General features: G+C 36.0%; 21 protein-coding genes, 2 pseudogenes and 1 other annotated feature. Of the genes and pseudogenes, 15 read left to right on the forward strand and 8 right to left on the reverse strand.

Going from position 1 to position 20,020, the window contains the following annotated elements; translation table 11 throughout:
- The first annotated feature begins 11 nt into the window (after positions 1 to 11).
- The 15 genes and pseudogenes from ACEVFT_RS15370 to ACEVFT_RS15440 all read left to right on the forward strand — a co-directional run bounded on the left by ACEVFT_RS15370 (position 12) and on the right by ACEVFT_RS15440 (position 13,519).
- Positions 12 to 425 carry a universal stress protein gene (locus ACEVFT_RS15370; protein ID WP_205443598.1) on the forward strand — a complete coding sequence of 138 codons (414 nt, stop codon included), beginning with the start codon at positions 12 to 14 and terminating at the stop codon, positions 423 to 425.
- Positions 426 to 912: 487 nt separating this feature from the next.
- Positions 913 to 1,860: a helix-turn-helix transcriptional regulator gene (locus ACEVFT_RS15375; RefSeq protein WP_205443597.1), complete on the forward strand. Its 948-nt coding sequence runs from the start codon at positions 913 to 915 to the stop codon at positions 1,858 to 1,860.
- Positions 1,861 to 1,927: 67 nt separating this feature from the next.
- Positions 1,928 to 2,467 carry a DinB family protein gene (locus tag ACEVFT_RS15380; protein WP_205443595.1) on the forward strand — a complete coding sequence of 180 codons (540 nt, stop codon included), beginning with the start codon at positions 1,928 to 1,930 and terminating at the stop codon, positions 2,465 to 2,467.
- Positions 2,468 to 2,479: 12 nt separating this feature from the next.
- Positions 2,480 to 2,953: an EVE domain-containing protein gene (locus ACEVFT_RS15385; protein WP_205443594.1), complete on the forward strand. Its 474-nt coding sequence runs from the start codon at positions 2,480 to 2,482 to the stop codon at positions 2,951 to 2,953.
- Positions 2,954 to 3,178: 225 nt separating this feature from the next.
- Positions 3,179 to 3,395: a binding site (T-box leader), on the forward strand.
- A gap of 130 nt (positions 3,396 to 3,525) precedes the next feature.
- Positions 3,526 to 4,811, forward strand: a pseudogene (gene serS / locus ACEVFT_RS15390) (serine--tRNA ligase).
- A gap of 179 nt (positions 4,812 to 4,990) precedes the next feature.
- Positions 4,991 to 5,707: a class I SAM-dependent methyltransferase gene (locus tag ACEVFT_RS15395; RefSeq protein ID WP_004230369.1), complete on the forward strand. Its 717-nt coding sequence runs from the start codon at positions 4,991 to 4,993 to the stop codon at positions 5,705 to 5,707.
- Positions 5,708 to 6,090: 383 nt separating this feature from the next.
- Positions 6,091 to 6,417: an ArsR/SmtB family transcription factor gene (locus ACEVFT_RS15400; RefSeq protein ID WP_205443593.1), complete on the forward strand. Its 327-nt coding sequence runs from the start codon at positions 6,091 to 6,093 to the stop codon at positions 6,415 to 6,417.
- Positions 6,410 to 7,468 (forward strand): ACR3 family arsenite efflux transporter, encoded by a 1,059-nt coding sequence (arsB, locus tag ACEVFT_RS15405; RefSeq protein ID WP_393950610.1) that lies wholly within the window; start codon positions 6,410 to 6,412, stop codon positions 7,466 to 7,468. The genes ACEVFT_RS15400 and arsB overlap by 8 nt, the downstream gene beginning before the upstream one ends.
- Positions 7,469 to 7,480: 12 nt before the next feature.
- Positions 7,481 to 7,897: an arsenate reductase (thioredoxin) gene (gene arsC / locus ACEVFT_RS15410; RefSeq protein ID WP_393950611.1), complete on the forward strand. Its 417-nt coding sequence runs from the start codon at positions 7,481 to 7,483 to the stop codon at positions 7,895 to 7,897.
- A gap of 46 nt (positions 7,898 to 7,943) precedes the next feature.
- Positions 7,944 to 8,135 carry a hypothetical protein gene (locus tag ACEVFT_RS15415; protein ID WP_205443590.1) on the forward strand — a complete coding sequence of 64 codons (192 nt, stop codon included), beginning with the start codon at positions 7,944 to 7,946 and terminating at the stop codon, positions 8,133 to 8,135.
- Positions 8,136 to 8,241: 106 nt separating this feature from the next.
- Positions 8,242 to 9,594 (forward strand): NAD(P)-binding domain-containing protein, encoded by a 1,353-nt coding sequence (locus ACEVFT_RS15420; RefSeq protein ID WP_393950612.1) that lies wholly within the window; start codon positions 8,242 to 8,244, stop codon positions 9,592 to 9,594.
- Positions 9,595 to 9,651: 57 nt separating this feature from the next.
- Positions 9,652 to 10,140 carry a GNAT family N-acetyltransferase gene (locus ACEVFT_RS15425; protein WP_393950613.1) on the forward strand — a complete coding sequence of 163 codons (489 nt, stop codon included), beginning with the start codon at positions 9,652 to 9,654 and terminating at the stop codon, positions 10,138 to 10,140.
- A gap of 667 nt (positions 10,141 to 10,807) precedes the next feature.
- A complete protein-coding gene (locus ACEVFT_RS15430) occupies positions 10,808 to 10,969 on the forward strand; it encodes a hypothetical protein (protein ID WP_004230357.1) in 162 nt (53 codons plus the stop codon).
- Between the two features lie 128 nt (positions 10,970 to 11,097).
- On the forward strand, positions 11,098 to 11,580 hold the full coding sequence (locus tag ACEVFT_RS15435) for a hypothetical protein (protein ID WP_004230355.1): 483 nt from the start codon (positions 11,098 to 11,100) through the stop codon (positions 11,578 to 11,580).
- A 1,057-nt stretch (positions 11,581 to 12,637) separates the two neighbouring features.
- A complete protein-coding gene (locus ACEVFT_RS15440) occupies positions 12,638 to 13,519 on the forward strand; it encodes an alpha/beta fold hydrolase (protein WP_039884867.1) in 882 nt (293 codons plus the stop codon).
- Between the two features lie 45 nt (positions 13,520 to 13,564).
- Here the strand turns inward: ACEVFT_RS15440 and ACEVFT_RS15445 are convergent.
- From ACEVFT_RS15445 to ACEVFT_RS15480, 8 genes and pseudogenes are all read right to left on the reverse strand, one after another.
- A pseudogene (locus ACEVFT_RS15445) lies at positions 13,565 to 13,663 on the reverse strand (hypothetical protein); the annotation flags it as partial.
- Between the two features lie 526 nt (positions 13,664 to 14,189).
- Complete coding sequence (locus tag ACEVFT_RS15450; protein WP_004230351.1) at positions 14,190 to 14,381, reverse strand: site-specific integrase; 192 nt, start codon at positions 14,379 to 14,381, stop codon at positions 14,190 to 14,192.
- A 518-nt stretch (positions 14,382 to 14,899) separates the two neighbouring features.
- Positions 14,900 to 15,856, reverse strand: coding sequence for an acetyl-CoA carboxylase carboxyltransferase subunit alpha (locus tag ACEVFT_RS15455; protein WP_393950614.1), 957 nt, complete (start codon positions 15,854 to 15,856; stop codon positions 14,900 to 14,902).
- A complete protein-coding gene (accD, locus tag ACEVFT_RS15460) occupies positions 15,849 to 16,697 on the reverse strand; it encodes an acetyl-CoA carboxylase, carboxyltransferase subunit beta (protein WP_393950615.1) in 849 nt (282 codons plus the stop codon). Before accD ends, ACEVFT_RS15455 begins: the two co-directional genes overlap by 8 nt.
- A gap of 21 nt (positions 16,698 to 16,718) precedes the next feature.
- Positions 16,719 to 17,084: a hypothetical protein gene (locus ACEVFT_RS15465; RefSeq protein ID WP_393950616.1), complete on the reverse strand. Its 366-nt coding sequence runs from the start codon at positions 17,082 to 17,084 to the stop codon at positions 16,719 to 16,721.
- A gap of 54 nt (positions 17,085 to 17,138) precedes the next feature.
- On the reverse strand, positions 17,139 to 17,231 hold the full coding sequence (locus ACEVFT_RS15470; RefSeq protein WP_393950741.1) for a hypothetical protein: 93 nt from the start codon (positions 17,229 to 17,231) through the stop codon (positions 17,139 to 17,141).
- Complete coding sequence (locus tag ACEVFT_RS15475) at positions 17,207 to 17,356, reverse strand: hypothetical protein (RefSeq protein ID WP_369579076.1); 150 nt, start codon at positions 17,354 to 17,356, stop codon at positions 17,207 to 17,209. The genes ACEVFT_RS15470 and ACEVFT_RS15475 overlap by 25 nt, the downstream gene beginning before the upstream one ends.
- Positions 17,357 to 18,160: 804 nt before the next feature.
- A complete protein-coding gene (locus tag ACEVFT_RS15480) occupies positions 18,161 to 20,017 on the reverse strand; it encodes an alpha/beta fold hydrolase (protein ID WP_393950617.1) in 1,857 nt (618 codons plus the stop codon).
- Positions 20,018 to 20,020 lie beyond the last annotated feature (3 nt).

Here is a 20,020-nt window from a genome sequence, read left to right on the forward strand (position 1 = left end):
GGGGGATATATATGTATAAACATATTTTATTGGCTGTTGATGGTTCTGAGAATTCAATGCGTGCCGCAAAAGAGGCAGTCAAAATTGCTTCTGAGAATTCACTGATTGAAATGGTGTATGTGGCAGATTTTGAAAAGGCGAAAACAGAAGTGTTACATGCTGTATCTAGTGAAAGTTTATTATTAGAACGTAAACGAAAGGTAGCACCAGTAGAAGAAGTTTTAAGAGTTGCTGGTAGTAACTTCAAATTAATGATTTTACATGGTACACCTGGTCATATAATTGTGACGTACGCAAATGAAAAGCAAGTTGATCTTGTTATCATTGGTAGCAGAGGCTTAAATACTTTACAAGAGATGGTGTTAGGAAGTGTCAGCCACAAAGTGATGAAACATGTTCATTGCCCAGCGTTAATAGTGAAATAGCAAGGTTTAATGAAGCATGTAAAATGGAAATACTTTGGAAAGGTTTAACTTGAGTATGAAAAATTCACAGGTAGCCTTTGTAGTTTTATAAAAAAATTGATCATTTATAATCAAGTTTGTTTAAACATCCTGTGTCGATATGCAGGATTTTTTTGTTCAACAAATGGGGCAGTCTAGTACAAAAATTTTTATGATATTATAAGAAATATGTGCAATTTGAGACTAAGGATGATTAAATTTGCTGAAGAATTATTAGATTAAGACTTCGTGAAAACATGGGTGAATACCTGTTTTAACAGGAAAATCTAGTTGAATGGTGTTTAAAAATTCTTAATTGAAGCAACTATTATCAATTGTTGTACCATGACTCTAAGCAAACTTGATATCATACAAACGAATCCAGGGATATAGCCCAATTACATTGTTTGCTGTTACTCAACTATTGGGCAAGTACCGTAATAGAATGTAGAAATGGTGGAGGAAAAAAATGAACAAAACTGAGAGGCAGCTTGCAATCACGCTTGAATTACAGCGAAGTAAAACATTGAGAGCAGAAGATTTAGCTTCTCAATTTGAGACAAGTGTGCGTACCATATATAGGGATATTCAAACTCTAAGTGAGGCTGGGGTTCCCATTTTAGGCGCCCCTGGTCAGGGATATTCCTTAATGGAAGGATATTTTCTACCCCCGGTTAGGTTCACAGCCGAAGAGGCCGTCTCCCTGCTCATGGGAGCTGATTTTATCGAGCAAAGGTTGGATACAGATTATGGTATTAATGCAAAGTCCGCTAAACGCAAAATCGAGGCTACTTTGTCGGAGTCAGTTCGTAACGAGTCAAGGCTTGTTCGGGAAACAATGCGACTGCTTCATATAGGCGAGCAGTCAACTGAAGAGCGGGTAAAAACGTATCTTAATCAAGTTCGCGATGCAATTTTGAAACAGTGCAAAATCAGTTTTATGTATATTAAAAAAATGCCAGGAACAGATGGGAATCGGAAGCATAAACGTGTGGTCTCTCCATATGGATTAACACTTGTCCATGAAAATTGGGTTTTACTAGCATATTGTGATATGAGACAAGAAATGCGACATTTCCGCTTGTCCCGGATGTCCGAACTTTCTGTGTTGGAAGATCAATTTCTTCTACCAAATGATTTTGACCTTAGTAGCTATCGACCACCTGACAATCGAGATGAAAGAATAATAATGAGGGCAAACCCCGAAATTGCCGACAAAATCATTGAGGCAGTTAATTTTTATATTGCATCCATTGAGGAGCGGAATGAGGATGTAATCTTTCAATTTCGTGTTCGGTATCCAGAGGAACTATTACATCATTTACTCGGCTGGGGCGGAGATATCGAGGTGATTGAGCCGAAGTCTTTACGCTTCAAGATTCGGGAAGTAGCGAAAAAAATTTTAGAACACTACTGACATACACCTGTCAGTAGTGTTCTTTTATACTGTGACTATACCAAAATGAAGAGGAGCTGCTTAAAGGATGAAAAGTACAAAGGAAGTATTGAAGTCATTTGAACTTACAGTAGAAAGATATTTGGAAGAACTGACAAAACTCAATATGGATAAATTACATAGAAAGCTGAACGAAGAAGATTGGTCCATTGGACAGATGTATGTACATTTAATTCAATCAGCTTTCATGCATCAACATAATGTCGAGCAATGTTTAGCTGGTAGCGAATCGACATTGAACCCAACGAAGGAAAAAACTGAGCAGGGTAAGATTGTTTTTAAACTAGAACAATTTCCAGCTGTTCGTAATAAGGTCCCTGCTTCTCCGATGTATACTCCGCAACCACCAGAGAGCATGGAGCATTTGGTAGAAGGACTTAACAGTGTAGTGGAACAGATGAGGAATACGGAATCAGTTCTACTTCAAGCGCCTGTAAGTAACAAGATACTTCATCCGGCGTTCGGTGCTTTAAACGCGCAGGAATGGTTTATGTTGATTGAAATGCATTACAGACATCATTTTTTACAATTGGATCGGTTGAAAACGTGTTTAGCATTTGAAGAGTAGGGGGGATGCATCATGTCGAATAAAACAAGTCAGAAAAGCAGATATTGGATTGGCGTTGTATCCGCTTCTCATGTGAATTTAGCCATAGAAGGTGGTTTTGCACAATTGTGTCACGGTAAGGCAGCACCTTTGCGTAAAATGTCTCCAGGTGATTGGCTGATATACTATTCCCCTCGGACAGACATGTCCAAAGGGAAGCCAGTTCAAGCATTTACTGCTATTGGTCAGGTTACGGATAACGGTGCTTACAAACATCATGTGTCGGAGTCGTTTGTGCCATTTCGCAGAGATATGCGTTATATTCCTTGTCGAGAAGTTAAGATTGCATTGTTGTTAAACCAGCTCACTTTTACGCGTGGAAATCGCAATTGGGGATATCCATTTCGTAGAGGTCATTTTGAAATTGGAGCTGAAGATTTTATGACAATCGTTACTTCGATGTTAGATGGTGAGGAACAGGCGTTATCCGAGATATTAAAACACTGATTACATTTTGTGAACAATTTCACTTAAACTATAGTGTGCCTTAGTTAGAACAATCTTCAGCAATCGGGCGCGATTCTGTAATAAGGATCAGCGCTCGCTCTCATTTTAGGGCCAGATTGCGGAGTATCTTGTTAAGGTAATAAAATTTCTAGAATAATTTGTATCCTATGGAATGACTTGAAAAATTTGTTTTTATATAGTACAGTATGGTTAAAATTTAAATAACTGAACACGATGATGGGAAGTAGTAGCAAGCACGTTTTTTTTAGAGAGTCAGCGGTCGGTGGAAGCTGATAAAAGCACTTGTGAATCCGTCCTGGAGTTGCACAGTCGAAGTAATGTAAGTAGGCTGTTGCCGGCTGAAATGCCGTTATAAAATAAGTGGATTAGGCATATGCCTTAATCAATTAGGGTGGTAACGCGGGTAGCTCTCGTCCCTTTTTAGGGGTGGGGGCTTTTTTGTGTATATTTTTATTCAAAATGGAGCTATTTGAGTTTAGCTTACAACGCAATTACACCAAGACTTAAAGGATGCAACGATTCCCATCATTAAATTTACTGGAGGTATGACTATGTTAGATATTAAACGCATACGTGATAATTTCACGGAAATTAAAGAAATTCTATTAACACGTAATGAAGATTTAGGAAACTTAGATGATTTTGAAGATTTAGATGCAAAGCGTCGTGAGTTAATTGCTAAAACAGAAGAATTAAAGGCAGAGCGCAATAAAGTATCTGAACAGATTTCAATTATGAAGCGCAACAAGGAGAATGTAGATGAAATTATTGCTCGTATGCGTCAGGTTGGTGATGAAATTAAAGAGATAGATGTTCAACTAAATAATGTGGAAGAGCACTTTAAAGATATGATGATGCGCTTGCCAAATATTCCACACGAATCTGTACCAGTAGGCACAACAGAGGACGACAATATAGAAGAATATACCTGGGGCGAAATTCCAACATTTGATTTTGACATTAAAGCACACTGGGATCTTGCTACAGATTTGAAGATTGTTGACTTTGAACGAGGAGCAAAAGTAACAGGTAGCCGTTCTTATTCTACCGTGGTCTTGGAGCTCGCTTAGAACGAGCACTGATGACATTTATGATGGATTTACATGCAGAAGAGCATGGTTATGAGGAAATGCTGCCACCTATCATTGTTAATCGTGATAGCTTAACGGGTACTGGAAATCTCCCTAAATTTGAGGAAGATTTATTTAAATTAGAGGAAACAGATTATTTCATGATTCCAACGGCAGAGGTACCTGTAACAAACTTCTATCGTGATGAAATTTTATTGGCTGAGGCTTTACCCCAAGGCTTTGCTTCTTATAGTCCGTGCTTCCGCTCAGAGGCAGGTTCTGCGGGTCGTGATACACGTGGTTTAATCCGTCAGCACCAATTCAACAAAGTGGAATTAGTACGCTTTGTAAAACCAGAGGAGTCATATGAACAGCTAGAGTTGTTGACAGGTCATGCTGAAAAAGTACTGCAATTACTAGGCTTACCATATCGTAAACTAAAAATGTGCACTGCTGATTTAGGTTTTACTGCAGCGAAGAAATATGATTTAGAAGTTTGGATTCCTGCACAAAACATGTACCGTGAAATTTCTTCTTGCTCAAACTTTGTGGACTTCCAAGCACGACGCGCAAATATTCGCTTTCGTCGTGAACCAAATGCAAAACCAGAATATGTTCACACATTAAACGGTTCAGGTCTTGCGATTGGTCGTACAGTTGCCGCTATACTAGAAAACTATCAACAAGCCGATGGAAGCGTAGTACTTCCTGAAGTTTTAAGACCATATATGGGTGGTAAAGAAGTAATTGCCCTAAATAACGGGTAAAAGCGATTTTAGATATCCTTTATTGTCTTGCCTTATAAAGATGTAGCGTAATTACGTGCTATAACAAACTAATGAATATTATGAATACATCATGCAATAGCTTATTCAATAATAGGGCGCATTTCTTTAATAAGTAGTTTAAGAGAAATAATGAGTAGATGAAGAAAGTAGGTAAGTAAATGATTCCATTAGTATATGACCAAGTTAATAAATGGGGCAAAGACGATGAATTCTTTGTAAAAATGTTAAAGAAATTAAATGTAAAAAAAATAGCTGATTTGGGTTGCGGAACAGGAAGATTGACCAACCACTTTGCTAAAGCTGGTTATCATATTATAGCTATTGACCCGAATGAAGAGGCAATCGAATATGCAAAAAATAAAGAGTATCAAGGGGAAGTGGCTTGGATTGTTGGTGATAGCTCAAACTTAAAAACCAATATGTTTGATGCTGTCATAATGACAGCAAATGTTGCGCAAGTATTTCTTACAGAGGAAAGTTGGAAGAACGTCATTTCAGATGCATATCGAGCTTTAAAATCTGGAGGACACTTTATTTTTGATACACGCAATCCATTAGCAAAAGCATGGGAACATTGGAAAAAGGATTTAACACCTGATGTTGCAGTGAATCAGGTGAGCGGGGAGCCACTTGAAATTTGGACTGAATACGAGGGGTTTGTAGAAGATGTTTTTACGTTTTATGAAACGGTGAAAAATACACGTACAGAAGAAGTAGTTATTCGTGAAAAAATGCAATTAAAATTCCGAACACAGGAAGAAATCTATGAATCTTTACAAAAGGCAGGCTTTTCACAAATTCAAGCTTATGGAGATTGGGAGTTTAAACAAGCAACTGCAGAAACAAAATCTTTTATTTTTCATGGGATAAAATAAATAGGGAGGTTCTTCGTAAACTTATCGAATTTGACAATTCCAGCATTTAAGTATCCTTATTCAACAATTAGGCGCGTTTGTTAAACAACATAGCTGGAAATTGATCAAACCTTTTTAAAAATCTAATATTTATTTAAAAGGAGTAACTCCATTTTGAATACTTTTTTCAAAATGGAGTTTTTGAAGTTGTTAAAATTCTTAAGTATGTTTTTAAGGGAGTTGAAAAAAGAAATTTTCAAATTGGGCAAATTTCTGTTGCAATTCAAAACATTAAATCATAATATAAGAATATAGTTATATACGGATTAATTCACCTTTGCTTAACGAGGTGACTTTATTTAAATTAATATATAAGCAAATGATTATATAAGGAGTGCAGCTAAATGGAAAACACACTAATTGAAAAACAACTAAAAGCAGCAGCTGATTTAAATCGCATTAAATTACTTGCATGTATGAAAAATGGGGAGGTATGTGTATGTGATTTTGTGGATGTGTTAGGAATTTCACAACCAGCCGTTAGTCAACATCTGCGAAAATTAAAGGAGGCAGGCATTATTACGGAACGAAAAGTAGGGACTTGGAAACATTACCGTTTAGTAGAGGATCAAACGCCACTGATGAAGGGCATTTTAGAACAAATTCAGCCTTTAAACGGGTGCAACTGTGATACAGATTGTTGCCATGTAGGGGGAACTGATAATGAATAATAATTCTTTAACCCAGCAGCTTTCTTTTCTAGATCTTTACCTTACCCTTTGGATATTCGTTGCGATGGGAATAGGTGTTGTATTAAGTATCACCATGCCTAATGTTGGTGAAGCTTTAGAGTCCATGTCTATTGGCACAACGTCCATACCAATTGCAATCGGGTTAATTGTCATGATGTATCCACCATTAGCGAAAGTAAAATATGAGGAAATGTGGCGGGTCTTTAAGGATTGGAAAGTGCTTTTACTATCGCTTTTTCAAAACTGGTTACTCGGACCGTTCTTAATGTTCTTTTTAGCCATCATCTTCCTGCATGATTACCCTGAATATATGGCAGGACTCATTATGATTGGTTTAGCTCGATGTATTGCAATGGTCATTGTATGGAATGATTTAGCGCGTGGAGACCGTGAATATGTAGCTGGTTTAGTTGCGTTTAACTCCATCTTTCAAATCGTGACGTATTCAATTTTTGCTTACTTTTTCTTAAATGTATTACCTGGTTGGTTTGGTTTAGAGAATTTCAATGTATCTATTTCTATGTGGGAGATTACAAAGAGCGTTCTAATTTACTTAGGGATACCATTTGCTGCAGGGTTCCTCACACGATGGATAGGCATTAAAGCAAAAGGGAAACAGTGGTATGAGGAAAAATTCTTGCCAAAAATTTCACCACTTACTTTAATTGCCCTGTTATTTACGATAGTGATGATGTTTGCCTTAAAGGGTGAGCAATTAGTAGAACTGCCACTTGATGTGGTACGAATTGCAATCCCATTATTTATTTACTTTGTCATTATGTTTGCTGTGTCATTCTTCTCTTCCCGTAAAGTAGGTGCATCTTATCCTGTCACAGCAGCCCTTTCTTTTACAGCTGCAAGTAACAATTTTGAGCTGGCGATTGCGGTAGCAGTTGGCGTGTTTGGCCTTCACAGTGGCGTGGCATTCGCTGCTGTTATTGGTCCACTTGTAGAAGTACCTGTTCTCATCGGACTTGTATGGGTTGCCCTACGTTGGCAGAAAAAATACTTTAAAACCATTAAATTATAAGGAGCAATTACTATGACAAATACACTTTATTTCTTATGTACAGGTAACTCATGTCGAAGTCAGATGGCTGAAGGATGGGGAAAAAAGCTACTACCAACCAATTGGACAGTTAAAAGTGCTGGTATTGAAGCACACGGGGTAAATCAGAATGCAATTAAAGCGATGGCAGAGGTAGGCATCGATATTTCGAATCATACATCAGATGTAATTGATACTGAGACATTAAACAGTGCAACGTTAGTTGTCACGTTATGTGGGGATGCAGCTGATAAATGCCCAATGACACCTTCTCACGTTCGTCGGGAGCATTGGGGATTTGAAGATCCTGCGAAGGCGACAGGTACGGATGAAGAAAAGTGGGCTGTATTTCAAAATGTTCGTGATGCAATTGGTAAACGCATTGAACAATTTGTAGCTGAGGAGCTGTAATACTTCTATTAGAAATACTTCAATCCGTTGAATGGAGGATACAATCATGACAGTAAACCATGCTAGCGTATTAACTAAAAATTATTTTATCGCTTATTTAATGTTAATTATGAAAAGTAGAGAATACACATTGAATCAGGCTAATAAGTTTGCATTTGATTTCTTTTTTAAAGGAGATAGAGATCATTACGGCACTTCTACTTGGTTGCAATTTGAAAAGGGCTATAAAAGAAATTGAAATTGAAATGTGTAAATTACAAAGTTCAACGTCTAGCTAACTGCTAGGCGTAAAAAATACATTTTATATAAGTGAATGCTTATATAAAAAAGAGGAGAATTTAATGATGAAAACACTAAAAGTAATCAACCAAAATGGATCTTGTTGTACTACTAAGGATATTGAAGTACAGGAGAGTGTTAATAACCCCAATAAGAATTTACCGATTGTCATAATTGGTGCAGGTCCCATTGGATTAGCTACAGCTGCTCATTTAGTGGAACAAAAGCAAGCATTTATTTTACTTGAGGCTGGGCATGAAATAGCACACAATATTCGTACCTGGGGGCATGTTACATTATTTTCACCATGGCAATATAACATCAATAAAGCTGCTAAATCATTATTAGAGGGGTCTGATTGGGTAGAACCTAGCTTAGAAACAATACCTACCGGGCATGAGTTAATTGATCTTTATTTAAAACCCTTGGCAGAATTAAAACAAATAAAACCAAGTATCCGATTGAACTCAAAAGTAGTAGGTATTTCACGACAATTAAATGATAAAATGAAATCAAAAAATCGATTCAATCAGTCCTTTAATATTTATGTTGAAAAAGAGGATGACATCGATATTATTGAGGCAAAAGCAGTTATTGATGCAACAGGAACATGGGGAAATCCAAACCCAGCAAATTCTACAGGTGTATGGCTGAAAAATGAGAAAGCATTAGCAGATTACATTGAGTATGGTATTCCAGATATAAATACGAATCCTAAGAGATATGCAAATAAGAAGGTTGCTGTCATTGGTGGTGGTCATTCAGCGATCAATACTTTATTAACTTTAGCTGAATTACAAAAAGATAATCCTGCAACAAAGCTTGTGTGGATTATGCGTAAAAGATCTGTAGAAGAAGCCTATGGTGGAGAAGAAAAAGATGCGTTGGCAGCACGTGGCGCACTCGGTATTCGCATTCACGAATTAGTAGATACAGGTAAGGTTGAAGTAATAACTCCTTTCTATATCTCACAGGTGAAGAAAGAAGAGAACATCCATATTGTTGGTGCTATAAACGGAGAACAAAAAGTATTAACAGGATTTGAAGAGCTTATTGTCAATGCGGGAAATAGACCAGACCTATCAATTAACAGCGAATTACGCCTTTCGATTGACTCAGCAACAGAAAGTGTGCAAGCATTAGCGCCACTAATTGATCCAAATGTTCATAGTTGTGGCACAGTAAGGGCGCATGGTGAAGAAATACTACGTCAAACTGAAAAGGACTTCTATATTGTCGGAGCTAAAAGTTATGGACGTGCACCCACATTTTTAATGGCAACAGGCTATGAACAGGTTCGTTCCATAACAGCTTATTTATCAGGAGATGAAGAAGCGTCGAAACGTGTGGAATTAGAATTACCAGAAACAGGCGTATGTAGTATTAATCTTGTCAATCAATCAAATACATGTTGTTAAAAATTTGACTGTTAGCGCAAGCTAGCAGTCCTTTTAAAATACTAAGGGGGAAATGGGATGGACACACTAATTATTCGTAAAATGGAAAAGAAGGATTTAAAAGAGGTATTAAAGATTTATAAAGAGGGAATCAAAACAGGGATGGCAACCTTTGAAACAATTGTGCCAAGTAAACAGGTATGGGATGAAAGACATCATGCGGCCTTGCGCTTTGTTGCAGAAGAACACAATAGAGTAGTTGGTTGGATTAGTATTTCCCCTGTCTCTACACGCGCTGTTTATTCTGGAGTGGGAGAAGTTAGTGTTTATCTATCAAGTGATCATAAAGGCAAGGGTATTGCTTCAAGGCTTTTTAAATTACTAATAGAAACGAGTGAAAAGGAGGGGTTTTGGACACTCCGATCATCCAACTTTGCGATCAATACATCAAGTATCCAATTACATAAAAAGATGGGCTTTCGAATTGTTGGTACAAGAGAAAAAATTGCTCAGTTAGATGGGATATGGCATGATACAGTTTTAATGGAAAGAAGATTAAACATATAGTACGCGCTCCCTGCTATGCTCACGAAATTCTATACTAGGAAGTTTCTCGATATAATTTTAAAAAGATTTATAGTCACCATTTTTACAGTGGCTTCAATTATGCATTGGATTGGTAAACCTAATTTCTTCTAATCAACTTGTCTTACACGTTCCGTTACTGATGGGTAGGACAGATGTACCCTTCTTTCAAGCTCGCTCATTTATAAACGGCTGTTATTATGGAGTTCATCTAGAATTTTTTATCAATATCATCTTTTTTCATTTTTAAAGTTTATCTTCCAAAAATCATCAATTTTAAAAAGGATGGATGAATTTAATGATTTATTTATCTTGTTTTTATAATTAATAACAAGGGGGAAATTACATTCCAAGAATTGTGGAATCTAATTTCAGAAAAACCTTTTCAACGACTATGGGAGCATAATAAAGATGGTAATGGTAAGATGGTAATAGTTGAAATTATTTGAAATATCTATCTAATGTTATATTATAAGAAAACTCAAAAAGCTAAGGATTTCGAGGGTGCTAGAGAACTTCAAAGATATAAATTTGGACTTCAATACAAGCAAAGCAAGATCAAATTCAAACGAATGAGGTTTCCACATTTTCAGAAAATACTTTAGATATTTCTTTTGCAAATGGTCTAAAACTTCACTTAAATCATGACATGACAGGATGGAACTATAATTCTAGTGGTGCACCAACATTTGGAGGTATCCAAACAGCGATAAACGATAATAATCCTGTTGGAGCAGTATGGTTATTACTTAGTGGAGAAAACTACCATTGGAGACTAATACATGGTTATGATACTGAAGGCGGAAATTAGGTAGGTTATAAAGATCCAAACGGTGGACAATATAATACATCTACTAATTATGTAAGTTGGACAAGTATATCTGATAAAATCAATACAGTTTACATGAGTAGATAATTTAAAGATTGTGAGGGGGAAAAGTGAATAAATTATCACTGTTTTTTTATTCTTTAAACATTATTGTAACTTCTATCGCCTTTTACTTGATTAATTTTTTAACTGAACCAGTTTTGATAGGTAGTTCAGAGAATAATATTAGTAATGGTAATCCAGGACTCTTTCCTTTAGTATTTTTAATCCCGTTCTTGATAGTTTCGATTATTGGTACATTTAAAATGGCATATTCTTTTGCTAAAAGAACTTTCAAGACAATGCAATATAAAATAATAATTATATTTTCATTCCTTCTTTCGAGTATTATATATTTCTTTACTTTTAAAGAAGCAAGAGAATTTAGATTATTAGTCTTTGAAAATAATGATTCAGTTACTAAAATAACTCAAATTCCATTACTTAACACATATTCAAATAATATCTTCTTTAATGGATGGACATTACTTGCGTTACTATTGACCACTGTTTTTATAGCTTATTGTTTCGTATTAGTTAAGCAAAGAGATTAATTTTTAAACAAGATGAATAAATGAAGCGTTGATCCAAATGGATTAACGCTTTTTATGTGTGCCCGGCATGTACAACAACTCGATGGTAAAAGTCCATACAGGCTTGGCAGTAGGACCTGTTAGCAAAAGACAGGGGTGTCCATGGCGACGTGGAATCTGGAGGTAATCGGACGCAAACTCTCAAACTGTTGAACAGAAATCAGATAGAAGGCTGGCTTAGGATGGATAAGCTTGCATAACAAAGCGAAGTCTAATACTGTTCGAATCCCATACAGTAAATTTGGCGGTTATATGAGAGGAAAGTGGCTGTGCTTACCCGGGGAGGTCTCTTGAGGGTTATTTTAATTAACAATTTGACTAGTGATAGTCAGATGAGCCAAGTCAACTATGGTGAAGGACAGAACAAACTCAAATCTTGAAAGAAACAAGGAGGAGGTGGAGACATCCCGCCGAAGCACAGAAAACATCGGGATATAGACCGAATAGATGGCTACTTATAGAGGGATAAGCTGGAAGCAAAGCAGCATATAAGAGTTTGGAGGGATGTAAACATGGAAATGAAGAAACAAGATGGTATCGAACTAATTGACAAAATCATAGCTGATAAAAATCTATGGAGAGCCCAACAACTGTTGTAGAGTTTGAACCAATATCATGAACGAAGGGTCTGTAGATTCTTGTTCATATACAAGTCTGGACATTTCTTATTCGTATATTAAGAATCATTTCAAATGCAAAAGAAGTCCGTATTATGATTGTCTCAGAAAATGAAAAAGAAGTTTTAAGGACTGAACCGTTTATAATGTTGAAAAAACTCCCATGTGATATTCAACAATTGAGTGTGATACTGTAAGAAGAAATAGCGCTCGTTTTCATTAAAGATCCAATGTAATGATCGTGCAATTCTTTTCTCATCTAAAAAGGCAGGGTTACACATTTTTTTGTAGAACTAAATGTACAAGAAGTTAATAAAAGAATAAAACGATATTAGATCCTATATATGTATCAATATTCTAAGTTTTTTTAAAAAAAAGGGGTGTAAGTTGTGCAGACTTCAATGGGGGAAACGGAGCTTTATCAGGAAAGAGTTATCGATCATTTCATTGACGATATTGGAAGAAAAATGGAATATTCAATTATCGGAAAAGGTACACCAATACTTGTGTTTCATGGTGGCCATTCTAATTGTAAAGAAGAGTTTGGCTACGCTGAATTATTGCAACAAGGTTATTCAATAATAACTCCTTCTAGAGCTGGATATGGTAATACAGATCCACTTCTCGGGAAAGATCTTCAAACAGCCTGCCATGCTTATTTAACTATACTCAATCATTTGAATATCGAAAAGGTACATGTAATTGCCATTTCTGCTGGAGGACCAAGTGGAATCTTTTTTGCTTCTAATTATCCAGAACGTGTAAGAAGTCTTACTCTACAATCGGCCGTAACGAAACAATGGCTTGCATCTAAAGATATGGAATATAAAGCAGCCAAAATTTTATTTCGTCCTACTATAGAAAAATATACTTGGAGAATAATTAGTCACTTAAGTAACCGATTTTCCGAATTTATGTTTAAACAAATGGTCCCTTCTTTTAGTAAACTGCCTTATATTGAAGTAGTCGCTCAAATTACTGATGTTGATATTGAGATGTTTCGTAAAATGAACAATAGACAACGCTCTGGATATGGTTTTATGATTGACTTATCACAAACTGGAACAATTTCTGTAGCTGATTTACGCTCAATTAAGTGTCCTACATTAATTTTACATAGTATAAATGATAGTGCTGCACCTGTTGAACATGCATATCATGCACAACATAACATCACAAATTCGAAACTTTGTATTCTTCAAAATTGGGGTCATTTAATTTGGCTCGGGCATGATTCGGAAAGAATGTATGATGAATTAATAAAATTTTTGGTTACCTATTAACAACTTCATATGTATTTAAAATAATTACGGTTAATTTCTTTCTATCTAAATGTAGAGCAATAAAAAAATACGAAAAGAATCGATGGCTTTCTTTTTCTGTTCAAACTCAACATGGGTATAGACTTGAGTTGATGTAATACTTTCATGACCAAGAAGTTCTTGAAGTGTTCGTAAGTCAACGTTTTCTTAATTTTGTCCACATCAGTGTCGCAAATGTGCCGCAATGATGCAGCGTGAAGCGGGTAGGTGGGAGCGCTGACTTTAGACGCTTTATAGGGTGCCAGAAGGGAGATTAAGTGTGGATGGAGGGTTAATATCCCCTCTTTTTTTCTTTTTTTATCAATTCGAACCGTTTCATCGATCAAATAAACGATCAAATAAACTTGTTGCCATGTCAATGAAACAAGTTCAGAACGACTTAGACCAGTTTTTAATAACTTAAACAATTAGCTCATTTCTGCATCGAAAAGTGTGATTGGGCGCGCTCTAAATAGTCAAATAGCTGCTTAAATCTGTTAAGGTCAAATAGACAGGAAGTTTTTCAGCGGTCTTTGGCGATTCAATCCCTCGCGTAAAATCTTAGAAAGGTATTGTTTAAGCAATATTGGGTAAACGATTTTAAGGATGAAATTTTACGTTTGACCGAACGAGATTTTTGTTCTAGTGATTATCATAAATACTGGATAAAGCGACGTACTTGGGTCTTGGTAATCTCATTTAAACTGGTTGAACAGCCATGATCCTTTAAAAAGCTTAAGAAGAGCTGTAAATCGTATTCATAACTCGTAACCGTATTAACTGAGTAATTTTTTTCAATCTCGATATACAAAACAAATTCATCAATGGCAGCATGTAGTTGCAAGTATAAAACCTCCAGAAATCGTATTAAACAATAATTATTATCTGGTACAAAATCATCCCATTATCGTAAAAAAGGAGAGTTATCGTTCACATGATAATTATAAGGAACTTCAGAATGACAAGTCGAAAAGTACAGATATTATGGGTAGTTGACGTATCTAAGCCCTCCTCCTCGCCAAATAATTTTAGTTTACATAATATAAATTATAGGAAGTTTTGTTTCATTGAAAAGTATACTAATAATAGTGAGACGAAATGGATTTACATAGACACTCAAATGTTTTAACTATAAAAATAAAAATAACCCATGAAAACATGATTGATAAAAAACGATTATTTTAATATCGAATTATTATAATTAACTTTTGTATATTTTAGTCTTTAATTCACGATTTTCTAAATAGAATCGATATTAGCTCATGTTGGTTTGGAATAAAGTTTGATTAAAAGTTTGTTGCAAACGTTGATTTTTTATCTCTTTACGAACAAATTTACATGTCCAAAAACCTAAAAATAAATTTAAGCTTCTGTATATTGTCCCATCTTTCTAAATTTCTCATAGCGATCGTCAATTAATTGTTCGCCATTTAAAGAATTCAATGCTTTTAGTGTGACGCTTATACACTTTTTTATATTAAATGCTTGCTTCGCAACATTGCGGTGTGCTCCACCCGTTATTTCAGGGATTATTCCATCAATAACGTCAAGCTCTTTTAAGTCAGGTGCTGTTATCCGCATTGCTTCTGCAGCTTGCTTCCCTAGGCTACCATCTCGCCATAAGATCGATGCAGCCCCTTCAGGCGAGATAACCGAATACGTTGAGTTCTCTAACATAAAGACTCGATTAGCTACGCCTAATGCAATTGCACCGCCACTTCCGCCTTCCCCAATAACAATACTAATAACTGGTACTGTTAGAATCGCCATTTCAGCAAGAGTTCTGGCAATGGCTTCACTCGGGCCGCGTTCCTCGGCTGCCTTACCTGGATAGGCACCTTTCGTATCAATAAAACAAATAATTGGGCGCTTAAATTTCTCCGCCTGCTTCATTAAGCGTAATGCTTTACGATATCCTTCAGGGTGTGGCATACCAAAATTTCGTCGAATATTTTCTTTAGTTGATTTTCCGCGCTGATGTCCAACAATTGTTACAGGCTGTCCTTCAAAGAGAGCAATTCCTCCAAGAATAGCTGCATCATCACCAAATGCGCGATCTCCATGTAACTCAATAAAGTTTTCACACATAGCTTCTATATATTGTAAAGTTGTTGGTCGTTCTGGATGTCTAGCAACCTGTACACGATCCCAGGGCTTCATATTGGCATAAATAGATTGTTCTAGCTGTGTTAGACGTGTTTCAAGCTTTTCGATTTCGCCTGTCATGTCAACATCTGCCTTTGTAGCAATCGTTTTTAATTCATCAATTTTTTCTCGTAATTGTACTACCGGTTCTTCAAAAGCTAAATTTTTAGACATGTTGCACACCGCCTTTTGTATGCATTTTTACAAGCATTGCTACTTGGTTTCGTAAATCCTTCCGATGGAAAACTGCATCAAGCTGACCATGTGCTAGTAAAAACTCTGACTTTTGGAAATCATTTGGTAGTTTTTCTCTTAATGTTTCTTCGATTACACGGCGACCAGCAAAGCCAATCAATGCTTGTGGTTCAGCAATATTAATATCTCCAACAGAAGCAAAGCTTGCTGAAACGCCACCGTATGTAGGATGCGTCATGATTGAAATAAATAATAGTCCTTCTTCACTATGACGTTTTAATGCCACACTCGTTTTTACCATTTGCATTAATGATAGTATACCTTCTTGCATGCGCGCTCCACCACTAGCAGTAAAGATAATAACCGGTACACGTAATTCAATAGCTTTTTCAACGGCACGTGTGATTTTTTCTCCTACAACGGAGCCCATTGAGCCCATACGGAAATGAGAATCCATAATGGCTACAACAATTTCTTCTCCATCAAGAGTACCTACCCCAGTCAGTACAGCTTCACTTAATCCTGTTTGTTGTTTAGCCACTGAAATTTTTTCTACATAATCAGGGAAATTGAGTGGATTACTTGTTTGTAAATGATCATCCATTGAAACAAATGAACCTTCATCTAAGAAATATGCTACGCGCTCCTGTGCAGTCATTTTGAAATGATGGTCGCATTTTGTACACACTTTATGATTTCTTTCTAATTCCTTTGTTAACTGAATGTGACGGCATTCTGGACATTTGGTCATAAGTCCTTCTGGAAATCCCTTTTCCTGTCCGTCCTCTTTCTTTTTACTAAATAAGCTACGTATTACCATGATTTACTCCCCCTTTGTTGTCTAAATGCCTTGTTCAGCATTCATCCACTGTTCGTAAGCTTTTAATGCTTCTTTTTCATAACCAAGCTGCATCGATTTCAACATAGTTTGAATAATTAATTTTGCTACTTTTGTTGTGTTTCGATTTAAACGGTCACCGTCATAAACTGCTAACTGAAACCCGACCTTTAGTGAAAGACGATTTCCTGACGTAATGATTATTTCTCGTAAAACATCCAGACAATTAATCGTACCTCTATCTCTAGCTTTACAAAAAAAACTGTCCCACATAGGTAGTGTTCGCAGAGTCACTGTACAACTTATAACGTGAATGGCTTCCATGTCATGAATTTGTCGCGTTAATTCGACATCCTTTTTTGGTTTCATCTTCTAATATAAACATCGACAATATTTCTACGAGCCGATGCTTTTGTGTAGCAGCTAGAAACTAATTCCCCTATTTCTTGTGTCAATAAGACCTAACAACTCTAAACTTCGCAATGCCTCTCTCACAGAGGTTCGCCCGACACCCAGATGTTCTGAAAGGGCTCGTTCGGAAGGTACTTTTCACCAGCCCGTATTTTTTTCATTTTTATAAGTTGTCGTAATTGTTGGACGATATTTAAAAACACTTTCTTTTGTTCGGTTTTTTTATCCATACGATCAACTCCTCGGTCAATCTATTCGCCTTGGAATAATGATCGCTGTCGCTTTCCTTTCGCGCAGATAAACATTGCATCCAAAGACTTTATCTTCATTCAATAGGTGTTTGGATACCTACTATAAAGAAACAAAATCCACCACCTTCAGATGATGGGGTCTCATACTGAATGAATTCAAAAGTGGTCTGGCCACTTTTGAATTTGGCTTTATCTTACAAAATAATTATTTAAAAGTAAAGAAGAAACTGTATAAAATTTATGCAATTTCTAAAATTACTTCAATTTCATATTCTTTTCATCGTTTGTGCATGTTTTACTTTCACTTGAGGTCTACCAAAGCGCTTTTCAACCGTTCTCTCAATGTAAGCAATTCATCTTCTAGTAACAGCCCTTGAACTAGATGAAAAACTTTGGATCTAAGTAAGATTTTAAGCATCAACTCTTTCAACTTACTTGAAAAATTTAATTAACAGCATAATTTTGATTACATTTGAGTTTACCAATAACTTCAACTACTTATGATAAACAACATGGAAGTTCATTATAATTTCTTCTGAAGAACAATACTAAATAACCAGTCGTCAAATAAATTTCGACAACTGGTTAGGTGTATACTTTTTCGACTGTAATATCAAAGGATACTAAACATTAGTTTTTACCGAAGAAAGATCTCATCTTCATTTGCAAGTTCATTTTCTAAAAAACGTTCTTTCATGGGAGTTTAAGAATATTTCTTCACAAAGCCACTTTATTTCAAAGACACAACGATCTTACTACATGCTTTTTATTTATCCCACACGCTCATCTTCTAGTACTACTATTTTTTATGACCAAATTAGCCGTTTCACTCGGATGGTTAAGAGGAAAATGATGACCATATGGAACAAAATCAACCTTACCCAGATGCGAAGGAGCAGAATAGCCTCTGTCAGAATCCCCCCAAATAATATGAAGATTATACTTTGTTACTTCATTGAAATCACCTTGAACGTTTTTCGATAGTAAACTGTTAAGCTGAACGGTAGTGTTTAAAATTCTGGGAGAAGTAAAACTTTTACTTATTTTTTGAATATAATGTTCAGGGATGCTCTCCATATTTTCAAATAAACCATTACTTAATAAATAACGCTCTATCAAATTAGTAGTTGCGAATTTCAATGTCCATTTGTTTATAAATTGAGGAACATTTATTGATTTGGCATTTTTTTTGGCAACAGGTGGCTGAAGTAAAGTAATTGTATACTTCTTATCTATGTACTTTTGTACTAATGCTTCCAAAAGAATATACGCACCAAATGAATGACCAATTAGATGGGCACCGTTAGTAGCTTTCTCCAATAACTTTTTTACTACATTCAAATAGATATTTAAAAGATTTTTCTCTCGTTTAAAAGGAGAACGTCCCAAACCAGGAAGATCCATGATCCATACAGGACGGCCTGTTTTTTCATGAAGCTCTTTTCCTAAAGGAAATAAATCCTCTCCATCACTCAATAAACCATGTAATAACATAAACGGTTTCCCCTCTCCTTGTAATTGGTAAAGGGTATTGTTATCGCATAATGTTCGCTCAAATAAATGATGATGCTTTCCATTTTGATACATCAATCGATAATCCAGATCAGCTACTACGGCAGGGAAAAAGTTCATGACACTCCTCTTCTTAAACCAATCTCCCCCCCTCATGTTTTTCACCGAACCATTTGAAAATGTTCGTTTTGTGATAAAATTCAGTCCATCAGAAGGAATGTTTATTATTTTACTTACTCCACTTTTCATTATTGTTTTCATAAGCGGCATTGGAACAGAGATTTTTGGTGCCCTCATATTCATACTTTCCGACATAACACTTAGTAATTCAGCAATGTTCGGATCGTTCTCTTTGTCATCAACAAGTGTATATGTTTGAATAGCCGGCTGCTCCAATTTGAAAACCTGCACAATAAACTTCGCAAACTCATCGTTTGAAATCAGTGGCAACCTATATCCCTTACCTCCAGGAATCACTGGCATGAGCCCTCTTCGCATACTTGTCACAAGCAAACCTAATCCTGCTATCTGCTCTGTACTCCCTGTTTTACTACTCCCAACCACAGTTGGCGGATTAATGACAGACAGCGGATAACCTACTACTGATGCCTGTTGACGGATATAAAGATCAGCTAAAAATTTTGTTTTCTCATATGGATTTTTTATTTTTAAAAATTTGTTTCCTTCTTTAAATACGTCTATCGCAACCTTGCTATTATTATCATCAAATGGACTCATATAACCTACAACATGAATAAATTGCTGTAAGCCCTTCAATTGATGAATACTTTTAGCGAATTCACTAATATGTTTGGCGCCATTCAAAAATACAGAAGTTGCCTCTTTGTTTGTCGCTTGAATATCCATGGAGCCTCCTGCGTGAATCATCACATCCGTTTTCAATACCAACTCCTTATCTTCAGCACTTAGACCTAAGTCTATTTTCGTTAAATCACCTTCAATAAAGTGCATATTTTCCTCTTTTAAGATGCCTCTTTCCTGAAAAATGTGTGTTGCTTTACTTTTCGACCTCACTAAAAGAAGAATGTTCACATCCTCTTTGACTAATTCATTCACTAATTGCTTTCCAATAAAACCTGTTCCACCCGTTAAAAATACTGTTCTCATAAA

The organism is Lysinibacillus sp. PWR01 (genome assembly GCF_043359455.1).
GTDB classification, from domain to species: Bacteria; Bacillota; Bacilli; order Bacillales_A; family Planococcaceae; genus Lysinibacillus; species Lysinibacillus fusiformis_F.